13 protein-coding genes are annotated in these 14,453 nt (G+C 69.8%); 5 read left to right on the top strand and 8 right to left on the bottom strand.

Going from position 1 to position 14,453, the window contains the following annotated elements:
- Positions 1-35: 35 nt before the first annotated feature.
- The 7 genes from JOF42_RS00345 to JOF42_RS00315 all read right to left on the bottom strand — a co-directional run bounded on the left by JOF42_RS00345 (position 36) and on the right by JOF42_RS00315 (position 7,017).
- The gene (locus JOF42_RS00345; protein WP_210096029.1) at positions 36-1,004 is read right to left on the bottom strand and encodes a phosphotriesterase family protein; all 969 of its coding nucleotides are present in this window, start codon (positions 1,002-1,004) and stop codon (positions 36-38) included.
- Positions 1,004-1,960, bottom strand: coding sequence for a shikimate dehydrogenase family protein (locus tag JOF42_RS00340; RefSeq protein WP_210096028.1), 957 nt, complete (start codon positions 1,958-1,960; stop codon positions 1,004-1,006). Before JOF42_RS00340 ends, JOF42_RS00345 begins: the two co-directional genes overlap by 1 nt.
- Positions 1,961-1,971: 11 nt before the next feature.
- A complete protein-coding gene (locus tag JOF42_RS00335) occupies positions 1,972-2,928 on the bottom strand; it encodes an NAD(P)-dependent oxidoreductase (RefSeq protein WP_210096027.1) in 957 nt (318 codons plus the stop codon).
- Positions 2,928-4,430, bottom strand: coding sequence for a xylulokinase (gene xylB, locus JOF42_RS00330; protein ID WP_210096026.1), 1,503 nt, complete (start codon positions 4,428-4,430; stop codon positions 2,928-2,930). Before xylB ends, JOF42_RS00335 begins: the two co-directional genes overlap by 1 nt.
- A 9-nt stretch (positions 4,431-4,439) precedes the next feature.
- Positions 4,440-5,030 carry a glucose-6-phosphate isomerase family protein gene (locus JOF42_RS00325; RefSeq protein ID WP_210096025.1) on the bottom strand — a complete coding sequence of 197 codons (591 nt, stop codon included), beginning with the start codon at positions 5,028-5,030 and terminating at the stop codon, positions 4,440-4,442.
- Between the two features lie 293 nt (positions 5,031-5,323).
- On the bottom strand, positions 5,324-6,307 hold the full coding sequence (locus JOF42_RS00320) for an acetylxylan esterase family protein (RefSeq protein WP_210096024.1): 984 nt from the start codon (positions 6,305-6,307) through the stop codon (positions 5,324-5,326).
- 173 nt (positions 6,308-6,480) lie between these two features.
- On the bottom strand, positions 6,481-7,017 hold the full coding sequence (locus JOF42_RS00315) for a CGNR zinc finger domain-containing protein (RefSeq protein WP_210096023.1): 537 nt from the start codon (positions 7,015-7,017) through the stop codon (positions 6,481-6,483).
- Between the two features lie 39 nt (positions 7,018-7,056).
- Between JOF42_RS00315 and JOF42_RS00310 the strand changes: the two genes are divergently transcribed.
- The 5 genes from JOF42_RS00310 to JOF42_RS00290 all read left to right on the top strand — a co-directional run bounded on the left by JOF42_RS00310 (position 7,057) and on the right by JOF42_RS00290 (position 12,851).
- A complete protein-coding gene (locus JOF42_RS00310) occupies positions 7,057-8,037 on the top strand; it encodes an EamA family transporter (RefSeq protein WP_210096022.1) in 981 nt (326 codons plus the stop codon).
- Positions 8,038-8,621: 584 nt separating this feature from the next.
- Positions 8,622-9,290 carry a GntR family transcriptional regulator gene (locus JOF42_RS00305; protein ID WP_210096021.1) on the top strand — a complete coding sequence of 223 codons (669 nt, stop codon included), beginning with the start codon at positions 8,622-8,624 and terminating at the stop codon, positions 9,288-9,290.
- Positions 9,287-10,813, top strand: a complete 1,527-nt coding sequence (locus JOF42_RS00300; RefSeq protein WP_210096020.1) for an MmgE/PrpD family protein — start codon at positions 9,287-9,289, stop codon at positions 10,811-10,813. Before JOF42_RS00305 ends, JOF42_RS00300 begins: the two co-directional genes overlap by 4 nt.
- On the top strand, positions 10,813-11,715 hold the full coding sequence (prpB, locus tag JOF42_RS00295) for a methylisocitrate lyase (RefSeq protein ID WP_210096019.1): 903 nt from the start codon (positions 10,813-10,815) through the stop codon (positions 11,713-11,715). The genes JOF42_RS00300 and prpB overlap by 1 nt, the downstream gene beginning before the upstream one ends.
- Positions 11,716-11,717: 2 nt before the next feature.
- Positions 11,718-12,851: a bifunctional 2-methylcitrate synthase/citrate synthase gene (locus tag JOF42_RS00290; RefSeq protein ID WP_210096018.1), complete on the top strand. Its 1,134-nt coding sequence runs from the start codon at positions 11,718-11,720 to the stop codon at positions 12,849-12,851.
- Between the two features lie 65 nt (positions 12,852-12,916).
- On the opposite strand, the gene arfA is transcribed toward JOF42_RS00290, so the two are convergent.
- Positions 12,917-14,440: an arabinosylfuranosidase ArfA gene (gene arfA / locus JOF42_RS00285; protein WP_210096017.1), complete on the bottom strand. Its 1,524-nt coding sequence runs from the start codon at positions 14,438-14,440 to the stop codon at positions 12,917-12,919.
- Positions 14,441-14,453 lie beyond the last annotated feature (13 nt).

Raw genomic sequence — 14,453 nt, 5'->3', positions numbered from 1 at the left:
CTCCTCGGGGTGGATGCGGGATGCGGGATGCGGCGTCAGGACGACAGGGTGAGCAGGCGTGCGGGGTTCGCGACGAGCATCCGCTCCACGGCGTCGTCGCCGACGGCGGAGCGCAGGCGCGGCAGGTAGCGCTCGCCGAGGTAGGCGAGGCCGGGCATGCCGCCATAGGAGATGTAGCGGGTGCGGCGGGCGACGTCGCCGCCGAGCAGCACGCGGTCCGCGGCGCCGAAGGCCACGACCTTCTCGGTGAGGGCGAGCAGCTCGGCATCCGATCGGGTGCGCGGTCGGGCGAAGCCGTCGTATCCCAAGTAGGCACCGCGTTCGGCGAGGGACGCATGCAGTCCGGCATCCGGGTCGCGGTCGGCATGTGCGAGCACCACCCGATCGGATGCGACGCCGGCCGCCTCGAGCAGATCGAGCACCTCGTGGGCCGCCGTGCAGAACTCCAGGTGCACCATCACCGGCGCCCCGGTCGCACGATGAGCCTCGGCGACCGCGAGCAGCGTCGTGTGCTCGAAGGGGGTGATGCTCCAGTAGCCGACTCCGGCCTTGAGCATGCCTGCCCGAACAGGGGCGCCATCGGGGGAGGCGGCGCGCGGAACGTCCGGTCCCTCGAACACGAGCGCATCGTCGACCGGCATCCCGCGCGTCACCTCGGCGATGAACAGTGCCGCGAGGCGGTCGCCGCTCCACGCCTGCAGCGGGTGATCGGCGCCGTAGTGGGCCTCGCGATGGCGGCCTGTGGTCGCGACGACGTGCATCCCGGTGCCCGCGCTGATGCGGGCGACCGCTTCGGGGTCGCGGCCGAGCCCGAATGGCGTGGCGTCGATCATGGCCTCGAAGCCGCTGGCCTTCAGCAGTGCGGCCTCTCGACCTGAAAGAGCTTCGTCGTCGAGTTCGTCACCCGGGAGCAGGGGTGAGATCTGGAAGAGGTGCTCGTGATAGTTCGTCGACCCGAGCTGTGTCGGATCGATGTCGCCGAGCACCGTCCGGACGACGGGCATCAGCGCGCCGATTCTGCGGCCTCGGCGAGGCGCTCGACGATCTCGGGGGTGAGGTCGATCTCGAACACGTCGGCGACGACCTGCGACCAGCCGTGGATGAAGTAGCGCCAGCCGTCGACCACATGCAGGCCCCGCGCGGCCTCCTGGGCGTGGGCCTGATGCAGGAACTCCAGCGAGCCGCGGTAGTTGAACTCCCACACCCACGCGCCCTCGGGGAACACCACATCGTCAGGCAACGGCGAGCCGGGGCGATCCTTGCCGAGTCCCGTCGCGTTCACGATCAGCGACCCCGTGGGTGCCGCTGCGACGATCGTCGCGGCATCCTGCACCGTGTCGGTGCGCACGTAGGTGATCAGCCCCTCGGGAGTGCCGTGCTGGCGGTGCACCTCGCGCAGGTGGTCGAGCTTCTCGTCGTCGCGGGCGGTCACGGTGATCTTCGCCGGAGCATCCGCTCGCTCCGCCAGTGCCCAGCTGAGTGCCGTGCCCGAGCCGCCGGCGCCGAGGATCACCACCTCGGCTCCCGTGCGGGCGAAGTGGTCGGCGGGCAGGAAGTCGTTCAGCGCGAGATCGACCGTGAGCGGATCCTTGGCGCGGCCGATCAGGCGGTCGCCGCGCTTCGAGATGCTCGAGATCTCGGAGCACGAGACCGCGAACGGGTCGAGCTCGTCGAAGAGGTCGGATGCTGCGGCGAAGACGTTCATCTTGTGCGTCGTGACGAGGGCACCCCGGTGGTGGGGGTCGTCGCGGATCTGCTCGACCATGGCCACGTACTGCTCAGGGGTGGCATCCATCGGCAGATCGTGCCCGATGAGGTTCGCGGTCGGAAGACCCAGTACGTCGGCCCACTTCGGGAACACCGTCATGATCGACGACGAGCCGGTGCTCACGCCGATGAAGCCCATGTAGCCGCCGGTCGCCGGAGTCGCGGCAGTCGAGGGGGTCTCGGTGAGGGTCATGGTCTGGTCCTTCAGGGTCGGGGAGAGACGGGGTGTGCGGGGGTCGTGCCCGCGAGAACGGACAGCACGTCGTCGAGCGACATCGCGCCCATGTTGTCGACGGCCTGCGTGGTCTGCGCGCCGAGGTGCGGGGTGACCGTCACGCGGTCGGCGAGATCGGGCGCCAGCAGCGGGCTCGCGCTCGCCGCGGTGTCGCCGGTCAGGGTGTCGGCGGCGTACCCGCCGAGGCGTCCGTCGCGCAGGGCCCGCGCCAGCGCGCGTTCGTCGACGAGGTCGGGGCGGGCGGTGTTCACCAGGATCATCCCCGGACGGATGCCGTCGAGCCGCGCCGCATCGACGAGCGTCTGGCCGCCGGGGGCGTGCAGGGTGATCAGGTCGGCGGTGCGGAACAGCTCGTCGAGGTCGACCGGCTCGGCTCCTCGCTCGGCGATGATGTCCCCCGGCAGAAACGGATCGGCGGCGATCACGCGCGAGCCGAAGCCGCCGAGTCGCCGGGCCACGCCCTGGCCGATTCGGCCGAAGCCCACGATGCCGACCGTCGCCGCCCCGAGCTCGCGCCCGCGGCGCATTGCCCAGTCGCCGGCGCGCACGCGGCGGTCGCCGTCGGGGATGAAGCGGAGGGCCGCGAGCATGAGTCCGACGGCGTGGTCGGCGACGGCATCCGCATTCGCGCCGGGGGTGTTGGTCACCGGGATGCCGCGTCGCAGCGCCGCATCGAGATCCACCGCCTCGGTGCCGACCCCGTAGCGGGCGACGATTCGGAGGTTCGGCGCGGCGGCGAGGTGCTCGTCGGTGACGGGGCCGGTTCCCGCGATCCACCCCTCGGCCGCGGCGAGCAGCGGTGCGAGCTCGGTGAGTCCGTGATGTGCGGGCCCGCGGACGATCTCGTGGCCGGCGGCGTGCGCCCGGCCCACGAGGTCGAGGTCGCCGTCCGAGAACGAGCGGCTGGTGGCGAGGATGACTCCCATCAGTCGCCCCGGGTGGCGGGGGCCTGGGCGAACCACGGCTCGAGCGCGGCGTAGGCGTCGACGAAGCGACTGTGACGCTGCGCGTGCACGGCGTGCCGACCGGCATCCGGCGTGAACTCCGCCGTCACCTCGCTCAGCGCCCTGGCTGCCGAGAAGTCGGCCAGGCCGAGCCCGACCGCGCCGGTGACCGCGGCGCCGAGGCTGTTGGCCTCTTCGACGATCGTGCGGCGACGGATCGACACACCCCAGACGTCGGCGAGGATGCCGAGCCAGGCGTCGCTCTGGGCGCCGCCGCCCACCGCATCGATGCGGTCGATCGTGGCTCCCGACTCCCGGAACGCCTGGATGCAGGTGAGCAGGTTGTACGCCACACCCTCGAGCACGGCGCGGGTGAGGTGCGCGCGGGTGTGGTGGCGGCCGAGTCCGACGAACGCCCCGCGGGCGTGCGGGTCCCACAGCGGGGAGCGCTCGCCGAGCAGGTAGGGCAGGAAGTACAGGTCTTCGGTGTCGAGGTCGCCTCCGGCCTCAGCCGTCAGCCGTGCGGTGTCGGGGTGCGCGGGGTCGGGAGAGAGCGCCTCGGCGATCCACTGCACCGATGCGCCGCCGGCCTGCATGGTCGCGGTCGGGACGAAGGAGCCCGGCACGACGTTGTCGAAGGTCATGGTGCGCATCTGCGGGTCGTGCAGCGGAGCGATGCTCGCGAACGAGATCCACGACGAGGTGCCCAAGCACACGTAGGCGCCGTCTTCGGGGGCGACGATGCCCGAGCCCACCGCGGCGAGCGGTCCGTCTCCGCCGCCCATCACGACGCGCACGGATGCCGGGAGCCCCAGGGCATCCGCCGACGCGGTCGTCAGGGATCCTGCGACGGTCGTCGATTCGAGGATCTCCGGGAAGAGTGCGGCGTCGAGTCCTGCGGCCGCGAGCACGTCTGCCGACCAGGTGCCGCGCAGCTGGTCGTAGGCGTTCGTGCCCGACGCGTCGGAGCGCTCGGTGGCGAGTCGTCCGGTGAGCCGGTAGACGATGTAGTCCTTTGCGACGCAGAAGTGTCGCACGCGCGCCCACACGTCGGGTTCGTTGTCGCGCACCCACATGATCTTCTCGAGTGAGTAGGTGGGGTTCAGGCGGTGGCCGAGGACGCGGTACGCGTCCTCGGCGCCCAGGCGCTCTTCGAGTGCCCGGGTCTGCGCGCCCGAGCGGGTGTCGGCCCAGATGATCGCGGGGCGCACCGGTTCACCATGCCCGTCGAGCAGCACGGTGCCCATCATCTGGCCGCTGACGACGAGGCCTCCGATGGTCTCGGGCCCGACGCCGGCGCGGGCGATCAGCTGCCGGGTCGCCGCGACGACGGCATCCCACCAATCGGCCGGATCCTGCTCGGCGATGCCGCCCGCGGCGAAGTGCGCCGGATAGGGGACGGTGACAGAGGTGACGAGGCGGCCGTCGTCATGGTGCAGGGACGCCTTGTTGCCGGTCGTTCCCAGGTCGTGCGCGATCAGCATGGCCGGAGCCTATTCCGCGGAGGGGGTCGCGGAATAGGGGCGCAGGTCCACGCCCTCGGAGGCGCGATAGGCCCGGTAGCCCATCCCGTGCTCGAGGACCCAGCCGTAGTCGTGGCCGGCGCCGCCCGGGTACACCGCGAGGAACGCGTAGGGCTCGTCACCCGTGTTCACCGAGCGGTGCGCCCACCCCGGCGGGATGTAGCCGATGGTGCCGGGGAGCATGTCGAGCCATTCGGTGCGCTCGCCGTCGAACATGAGCAGCCCGCCGCGACCCTTCAGCGCCAGGTAGATCTCGCCCTGGTGGTTCGGGTGCTGGTGGCCCTTGGTCATCCACAGCTCACCCGAGGTGTCGCCGGGCATGATCGTCGTGATCGACTGGGGCAGTTCGCGGTCGACCTCGGGCACGGGCGAGCTGACGACGGTGTAGACCACGGGGTTGTCGCCGGCGGATGCGGCGGCCCAGGCATCCGCGTCGAGGAACAGGCCCTCGAGGTCGGACATGCGCCGCGTCAGGGTGGGCCCCTCGGGCGAGAGCGTGAGCTTCTCGGCGTCGAACGCGATCGCCATCGGCGAGATCGGGGGCGTGTGGAACTGGGGCATCGGTGCTCCTCGTACGGGTGCTGCGGCGCTGCGCAACCTGTAATGACAAGTTGAGTGTACCTGTTATGACAAGTGGCGTCCAGTGCTCGGATGCGCGGGGCTTCGGGCGCGGGTGTGGTCGTGGTGGTCTGGGTGGGCGACTGAACGCTCGGGTCGCAGTTGGTGCCGCTTCGACGTCGTTCAGACGGCACAAAGTGCGACCGGATTGCGACCCGAGCATGGATGGACGGCACGAAGTGCGACCGGAGCGCGAAACCTTGGTCGCGGGCGGCACGAAGTGCGACCGGAGCGGCTCAGGATGCTGCGCTCAGCGCCCGAGCGAGGTGGGCCCGGCCGCCCCTGATCGCCTCGGCTGTCACCTCTTCGGACCCCGGATACTCGGCATGGCCCGCCGGGAGGACGGCGAGATCGAGCATCCGTGCCCCGTTCGCGACGCCGAACTGTCCGGCGGGTGGCACGTACGGGTCCCACAGCGCCGCTTCGACCCGCACCGGAACGCGGGCGAAGCCGAGGGCCGTCGACGCATCGAACCAGCGCAGCACCTCGCGGGCCTCCGGATGCGCGGCGACATGGTCGCGCACGGTCTCGCCGCTGCCGACACAGTGCACCGCGAGCCGCTCGTCGTACTGGCCGAAGCTCGGCACGATGAGGGTCGCCCCGATGTACCGGTCGTCCCACGGCAGGGCGAGGGCGCCGATGCCTCCGCCGAAGCTCTCGCCGACGTAGTAGAGCGGCAGGGGTCCGACGAGGGCCGTGAGCGCATCAGCCGCGAGCCAGAGGTCGCGGGCGCACAGGCCCAGCACGTACCACTCGGGGTCGTCGATTCCCGCGAGCACGTGCTCGGCCTGGAGTTCGGGGGCGCCGACGCCCGCGTTCAGAGTGGGCAGCCCGCGGGCGACGGGGAAGATCGCGGCCGCATCATCGGGCACCCTGGCCAGATCGATCGCATCACGTCCTCCGTAGCCGTGACCGTGCACGACGCCGACACGCGCCGGGGCGGTGACGGGTTCGACGAGCCAGGCCCGCAGGCGCGTGCCGTCGACTCCTGCGTGCTCGATGATCGACACGCGTCGGCCGCGCGCGGTCTCGGTGGACAGCACGGCGGGTGCGGCATCCACCGCCTTGGCCTGCTCGCGCCAGTCCTGCCACCGGTCGGCGAAACCCTCGGGTGCGGCGATCGGAGCGATCGTGCGGAGCGTGCTCAGCGTGTGCCCGTAGCTCGCGTCGAACTCGGCATCGGCGAACCAGGTGTCGTAGGGGGAGGGGAAGGTGCTCATCGGTCACCGAGGCTACCCGGCCGAGATCAGGAGAGTGCGCCGAGATCAGGAGCATCCCGCGGGAATCCTCCTGACCCGGCGCCGTTCGCCTGTTCTCAGGCGGGGCGGTCGAGGATGCCGAGGGCGTGACGGTTCAGGCTCGGGCGGGCCCGGGGTGGGCCACGGCGCAGGGCTCAGGCGGTCGCGCGCCGCGCGCGGTAGGCGGCTACGGCGTTGCGGTTGGTGCAGGTCGTCGAGCAGTAGCGCTTCGAGCGGTTGCGCGACAGGTCGAGTGCGAGAGCCTCACACGTGTCGTCGGCGCAGATCGAGATGCGCGATCCTTCGTCTGCGCGGATGACGTCGATCAGCGCCATGGCGGTCTCGATCAGCACCCGTTCGGCGAGCGGGCGTTCGTCGGCGACGGCGTGCAGGTGCCAGTCCATGCCCTCGTGGCGTACGAGCCTCGGCGCGAGCGACGACTCGGCGAGGGCGGCGTTCACGTGCTCGGCCATCTCGTCGCGGGGTGCGAGCAGGAGGGTGCGCAGACGTGGGCGCAGGTCTCTCAGAGCCGCGAGCTCGGCCTCATCGCGGTCGAGTCGGCCCGAATAGGGGAAGTCTGCGAGGAAGGCGTCGTAGTCGGCGAGCGTCTCGAGGGTCTCGGGGTCTTCCGCCGAGTTCACCAGCCAGACGGCCGAGCGAAGAGCCTCTTCCGTGTCATCGGTGAAGTTCATGTTGACACCTTACATCCTGCGCGAGTAGCGTCACCTGTCATGAGCAAGGTTGCAAATGACATCACGGCATCGGGCGTGCGCTTCGGTCTGCCGCTGGCGATCGGCGCGGCCTTCGCGTTCGGGATGTCGGGCGCCTGGGCCAGGGGCCTCATCGATGCGGGGTGGACGCCCGGCGCCGCGGTGACCGCGAGAGTCTGGGTCGCCGCGCTTGTGTTGCTCGTCCCCACGATCCTGTCGCTGCGGGGGAGGTGGGGCGTGCTCAAGAAGAATGCCGGGATGGTCGCCGCCTACGGGCTGCTCGCCGTGACGGCCACGCAGCTCTGCTACTTCCAGGCCGTCGCCGTGATGGACGTCGGCCTGGCCCTGCTCATCGAGTACACGGCGCCGATCGCCGTCATCCTCTGGCTGTGGCTCCGCCGGGGCGAACGGCCGAGTCGCCGCAGTGTGATCGGCGCCGCCATCGCGTTCGTCGGGCTCGTGCTGATGCTCGACATCATCACCGGCGCCGAGGTCAATGTGGCCGGGATCCTCTGGGCGCTCGCCGCGATGGTGGGGGCGGCGACGTATTTCCTGCTCTCGGCCAAGGCTGACACCGGCCTGCCGCCGATCGCGCTGGCCGGAGGAGGGCTGCTGCTCGGGGCGGTTGCTCTGACGATCGCCGGGCTCATCGGCATCCTGCCCCTCGCCTGGACGACCGACGACATCACCTACCGCTTCGGCACCGTGCCGTGGTTCGTTCCGGTGCTCGCGATCGGACTGATCGCGACGGCGCTCGCATATGTGCTCGGCATCGCCTCGACGCGGATGCTGGGCTCGCGCCTCGCCTCGTTCGTCGCACTGTCGGAGGTCGTCGCCGCGCTGCTCTTCGGCTGGCTGCTGCTCGGTCAGCTGCCGGACCTGCTGCAGGCTCTCGGCGGCGCGCTCGTGCTGGTCGGCGTGGTCGTCGTGAAGCTCGGCGAGCCGCGCCCGGCCGAGTTCGTCGAGCCGATTCCGGATGCGGTCGCGCTGCCGCCGCGTTAGTTCGGCGTCCCGTCGCTCGCGCGGGGTCGATCTCATTGCGCGGTCAATAACGCATCCCGGAGGGCTGTTTCGGATGCGCTTTTGACCCCGCACTGGTGCGCGGATGCGTTTTTGACCCCGCACCGGCCTCTCATCCGTGTGGGGTCAATAACGCATCCCGGAGGGCCGTTTCGGATGCGTTTTTGGCCCCGCACTGACCCCGCACCGATAGTTGGATGCGCCTTTGACCCCGCACCGGCCTCTCATTCGTGCGGGGTCAATGACGCATCCCGGGGCGCTGTTTCGGATGCGTTTTTGGCCCCGCACTGACCCCGCACCGATAGTTGGATGCGCCTTTGACCCCGCACCGGCCTCTCATTCGTGCGGGGTCAATAAAGCATCCCGGGGAGCCGTTTCGGATGCGTTTTCGACGCCGCATGGACCCTCGCGTCGATGTTCGGATGCACTTTCGGCCCCGCATGGCAGAGTGGCGGCGACTGGGGTGTGAGCGGGGCGTGCGAGTCGCTCCATGGTTTATGTATACGAGTTGACGGATATCGCGGCGCGAGAGTCCATGGAACCGTTCTTGTGTATACACTGAGGAAATGAGCTCCGTCGCCGATCGCATCACCGCGAGCGACCGAGCGCACGCGGCGCTGCTGGACGAGATCCAATCAGGCGTCCTCCCCGCCGGTTCCGTACTCGGCGAGGTCGAACAGGCCGCCCGCCTCGGCATCAGCCGCACGCCGATGCGCGAGGCACTCCGCCGTCTGGCGGCCGACGGCCTGGTCGTGCAGCAGTCGCCGCGCGTCACGGTGGTCGCCGACCTGGATGCCGACGACATCCGCGCCCTCTTCGAGATCCGCCGCGCGCTCGAGGAGACCTCCGCGCGTCTCGCCGCACAGAGGGGTGACGCCGCGCTCTTCGCCGCGCTCGCCGACGAGTTCGCGCACGTCGATCTCGCCGCCGTCGAAGGGCGCGACGCCTACTACGCCCTCATCGCCCGCTTCGACGCGGCTCTCGACAGAGCCGTCGACAACGACTACATCGCCTCGGCGCTGCGTACCGTGCGCACGCATCTCGTGCGCGTGCGCCGCATGGCCCGCGACAAGCCCGCTCGCCTCGCCGCCTCCGCCGCCGAGCACCGCACGATCGCCGCAGCGCTCGGCGCCCGAGACGGCGATCTCGCCGCCCACGCCACGCACGTGCACCTGCACAACGCGCTCGCCGGCATCCTCGACTCCCTGTCAGCCAACCCCGAAGGTGTGAAATGACCGTCACCCACCACGTCCGCGTCCACCGCAGCGACGAGAACCTCGCCCGAGAAGACCAGCTCGCCTGGAAGATCGCCGAGGTCGCCGCAGACCCGGTCGAGGTCGAGCAGGACGTCGTCGACATGATCATCAACCGCATCATCGACAACGCGTCGGTCGCCGCGGCATCCCTCACCCGCGGCCCCATCAACGCGGCCCGCGCGCAGGCGTTCAGCCACCCCGTCTCGACCGGCGGCATCGGCTCCACGGTCTTCGGCGCCGCTCTCGACCACCGCACCAGCCCCGAATGGGCGGCGTGGGCCAACGGCGTCGCCGTGCGCGAGCTCGACTACCACGACACCTTCCTCGCGGCCGAGTACTCGCACCCGGGCGACAACATCCCGCCGATCCTCGCGGTCGCCCAGCACGTGCAGGCCGACGGCCGCGCGCTGCTCCGAGGCATCGCCACCGGCTACGAGATCCAGATGGACCTCGTGCGCGCGATCTGCCTTCACAAGCACAAGATCGATCACGTCGCCCACCTCGGCCCGTCGGCCGCCGCCGGCATCGGCACCCTGCTCGGCCTCGACGTCGAGACGATCTATCAGGCCGTCGGCCAGGGGCTGCACACCACGACCGCCACCCGCCAGAGCCGCAAGGGTGAGATCTCGACCTGGAAGGCGCACGCCCCGGCCTTCGCCGGCAAGCTCGCCGTCGAGGCGGTCGACCGAGCGATGCGCGGACAGACGAGCCCCGCCCCGATCTACGAGGGCGAAGACGGCGTGATCGCCTGGATGCTCGACGGCAAGGATGCCGCTTACGAGGTGCCGCTGCCCGCCGCAGGCGAGGCGAAGCGCGCGATCCTCGACTCCTACACGAAGGAGCACTCGGCCGAGTACCAGGCGCAGGCGTGGATCGACCTCGCCCGCAAGCTGGGCACCGAGAACCCGGCGCTGCGCGATCCCGCCAACATCGAGGCCATCGTGCTGCACACCAGCCACCACACGCACTACGTGATCGGCTCGGGTGCGAACGACCCGCAGAAGTACGACCCCACCGCATCGCGAGAGACGCTCGACCACTCGATCCCGTACATCTTCGCTGTCGCCCTGCAGGACGGCGGCTGGCACCACGTCGACTCCTACACCCCCGAGCGGGCCGGTCGCGCAGACACCGTCGCGCTGTGGCACAAGATCACCACGGCCGAGGATGCCGAGTGGACGCGCCGCTACCACTCGGAGGACCCCGACGTGAAGGCGTTCGGAGGTCGCGTCGAGTTCCGCCTCACCGACGGAACGACCGTGACCGACGAGATCGCCGTCGCGGACGCGCATCCGCTCGGCGCCCGTCCGTTCGCGCGCGACAACTACATCGCGAAGTTCCGCCTGCTGGCTGAGCCCGTGCTGGAGCCGGCCGAGATCGAGCGCTTCCTCGAGCTGGTGCAGCGTCTGCCCGAGCTCACGGCCGCCGAGGTCGGCGAGCTGTCGATCATCGCGAAGCCGGGAGTCCTCGAGGGCGCGGACGCTCCGAAGGGGCTGTTCTGATGCTGTACTCCCACGTCACCCCGGCCGAGAAGCGCCGTCTGTTCCGCGAGCGGCTCGCGAGCGGCGAGCTGCTGCAGTTCCCCGGTGCGTTCAATCCGCTGAGCGCCCGGCTGATCGAGCAGAAGGGCTTCGACGGGGTCTACATCTCGGGCGCGGTGCTGTCTGCCGACCTCGGCGTGCCCGACATCGGCCTCACCACGCTGACCGAGGTCGCCGGACGCGCGAAGCAGATCGCGCGGATGACCGACATCCCCGCGATCGTCGACGCCGACACCGGCTTCGGCGAGCCGCTGAACGTCGCCCGCACGATCCAGGAACTCGAAGACGCGGGCCTCGCCGGCACGCACATCGAAGACCAGATCAACCCGAAGCGCTGCGGTCACCTCGACGGCAAGAGCGTGGTCGACGAACGCACCGCGATCCGGCGCATCCGTGCTGCCGCCGACGCCCGACGCGACCCGAACTTCCTCATCATGGCGCGCACCGACATCCGCGCGGTGGAGGGGCTGGACTCGGCGATCGACCGCGCCAAGGCGCTGGTGGATGCCGGAGCCGATGCCGTCTTCCCCGAGGCGATGCGCACTCTCGCCGAGTTCGAGGCGATGGCGGATGCTCTCGACGTGCCGATCCTCGCCAACATGACCGAGTTCGGCAAGAGCGACCTGTTCTCGGTCGACCAGCTGCGGGATGCCGGCGTGAACATGGTGATCTGGCCCGTCTCGCTGTTGCGCATCGCGATGGGCGCGGCGGGCCGCGCGCTCGATACCCTGAGCGAGGAGGGGCATCTCACCTCGAAGCTCGGTGAGATGCAGCACCGTGCCGATCTCTACGACCTGATCGACTACGAGTCCTACACGCGGTTCGACTCGGGCGTCGCAGGCTTCACCGTCACGAAGGAGTGAGCATGACCGAGCCGGACATCAAGAAGGGCCTCGCGGGCGTCGTCGTCGACACGACGGCGATCTCGAAGGTCAACCCCGAGACGAACAGCCTGCTCTACCGCGGCTACCCCGTGCAGGAGCTGGCGGCGACGCAGCCCTTCGAGGCGGTCGCGTACCTGCTGTGGCACGGCGAGCTGCCGGATGCCGCGCAGCTCGCGTCCCTCCGTGCGACCGAGCGCGAGCACCGCGCGCTGACCGAGAACGTCAAGACGGCGATCGATCTGATCCCGCTCGAGGCGCACCCGATGGACGAGGTGCGCACGGCCGTGAGCCTGATCGGTGCCTCCGACACGAACGCCGGCGGGTCGGTGCTCGATGCCGGGGGCAGCCCCGAAGAGAACCTCGAGCGCAGCATCCGCCTCTTCGCCGCCCTTCCCGCGATCGTCGCCTACGGCCAGCGTCGCCGCCGCGGCGAGGAGCCGATCGCGCCGCGCGACGACCTCGACTACTCGGCGAACTTCCTCTGGATGACGTTCGGCGAGGAGCCTGACCCGGTCGTCGTCGACGCGTTCAACCGCTCGATGATCCTCTACGCGGAGCACTCGTTCAACGCCTCGACCTTCACGGCCCGCGTGATCACCTCGACCCTCAGCGACCTGTACTCGGCCGTGGTCGGAGCGATCGGCGCGCTCAAGGGCCCGCTGCACGGCGGCGCCAACGAGGCCGTGCTGCACATCTTCGACGAGATCGGCGAGGCCTCGAACGTCGTGCCGTGGCTCGATAAGGCGCTGGCAGAGAAGCGCAAGATCATGGGCTTCGGCCACCGGGTCTACAAGAGCGGCGACTCGCGCGTGCCCACCATGAAGGCCGCGCTCGACACACTCGTCGAGCACTACGACAAGCCAGAGGTGGCAGAGCTCTACGACGCCCTCGAGTCAGAGTTCGTCGCGCGCAAGGGCATCTACCCGAACCTCGACTACCCGTCGGGCCCGGCCTACAACCTGATCGGCTTCGACACCCTCACCTTCACGCCGCTCTTCGTCGCGGCGCGGGTGACGGGGTGGACGGCGCACGTGATCGAGCAGGCGGGCGCCAACGCGCTGATCCGTCCGCTGTCGTTCTACGACGGCGTCGACGAGCGGCACATCGAGAGCTGACACGGCTCACATCGACGCAGAGATGCCCGGGTCCTCGACGGACCCGGGCATCTCTGCGTCGGGGATCAGGCCAGCTCGATCACCGACCACGACAGCGGCGGGAGCGTCGCGCGCACCGCGCCGTCGACGACCTCTGCACCCGCCAGCGGCACCATGTGCACGGCATCCTGCGTGGTCTCGAGGTTCGCGGTGTGGCGGTCTCCGCCCTCGGGAATGGTCAGCGTCTCGGCGTTCACGACGCGCAGACCGGTGAGGCCGCGGAGCTCGACCGTCAGGTCGCTCTCCTCGTCGAGCGAGCGGTTCGCGACGAAGACGACGACTCGTCCCGTCTCCTCATCCCAGGTGGCCGCGGCATCGACCGCGTCGACCCCGCCGTAGCGCTTGGTCTCGATCTGCGGGGCTGAGACCGCGAGGCGGAGGATGCGGCCCTTCGCGAGACGGGCCATGCGCTCGAAGGGCCAGAAGCTCGTCTGACGCCAGGCCGGCCCGTTCTCCTCCGAGCGGATGGGGGCGATCACGTTCACGAGCTGCGCCTGGTTGGCGATCTTCACTCGGTCGCCGTGACGCAGCAGGCTGTTGAGCAGCGTGCCCACGACGACGGCATCCGTCACGTTGTAGGTGTCTTCGATCAGGCGCGGATGCTTCTTCCACCCGGCCTTCGCGATCTCGACCGACTCGACGTCGTTGAACTTCACCTGGTCCCACACGTTCCACTCGTCGAACGAGATGTCGACCTGCTTCGTGTGCTTGCCCGCGGCCTTCACGGCGTCGATCGTCGCGATGACGCCGTCGATGAAGGCATCCATGTCGACCGACTCCGCGAGGAACGACTCGGCGTCGCCGTCGTGCTCCTGGTAGTACGCGTGCATCGAGACGAAGTCCACCTCGTCGTAGGCGTGGGTGAGCACGGTGTGCTCCCACGTGCCGAACGTCGGCATCGACCGGGCCGACGAACCGACCGCGACGAGCTCGATCGTGGGGTCGACGAGCTTCATCGCCTTGGCCGACTCCTGGGCGAGGCGGCCGTACTCGGTCGCGGTCTTGCCGCCGATCTGCCACGGTCCGTCGAGCTCGTTGCCCAGGCACCACAGCTTGATGTCGAACGGCTTCTCGGCGCCGTTCCTGCGACGCAGATCCGACCAGTAGGTGCCGCTGGGGTGGTTCGCGTACTCGACGAGCGACCGCGCCTCTTCGACGCCGCGGGTGCCGAGGTTGATGGCCTCCATGACCTCGACGTCGGCCTCCTTCGCCCAGTCCATGAACTCGTGCAGACCGAACGCGTTGGTCTCGATCGTGTGCCAGGCGCCGTCGATGCGTACGGGGCGGTCTTCGACCGGGCCGACCCCGTCTTCCCAGCGGTAGCCCGAGACGAAGTTGCCTCCGGGGTAGCGGACCACGGTCGGGCCCATCTCCTTCACCAGGGCGAGCACGTCCTGACGAAAGCCGCGCTCGTCGGCCTGCGGGTGCCCCGGTTCGTAGATGCCGGTGTACACGCAGCGCCCCATGTGCTCGACGAACGACCCGAAGAGCCTCCGGGGGACGTCGGCGATGGTGAAGTCGCGGTCGATGGTGATGCGGGCCTGAGACATTGCTCTCCTAGGT

The organism is Microbacterium phyllosphaerae, from assembly GCF_017876435.1.
Lineage (GTDB): Bacteria > Actinomycetota > Actinomycetes > Actinomycetales > Microbacteriaceae > Microbacterium > Microbacterium phyllosphaerae.
Note: the sequence above shows the minus strand (reverse complement) of the source record. Positions and strands in the feature narration are given on the sequence as shown.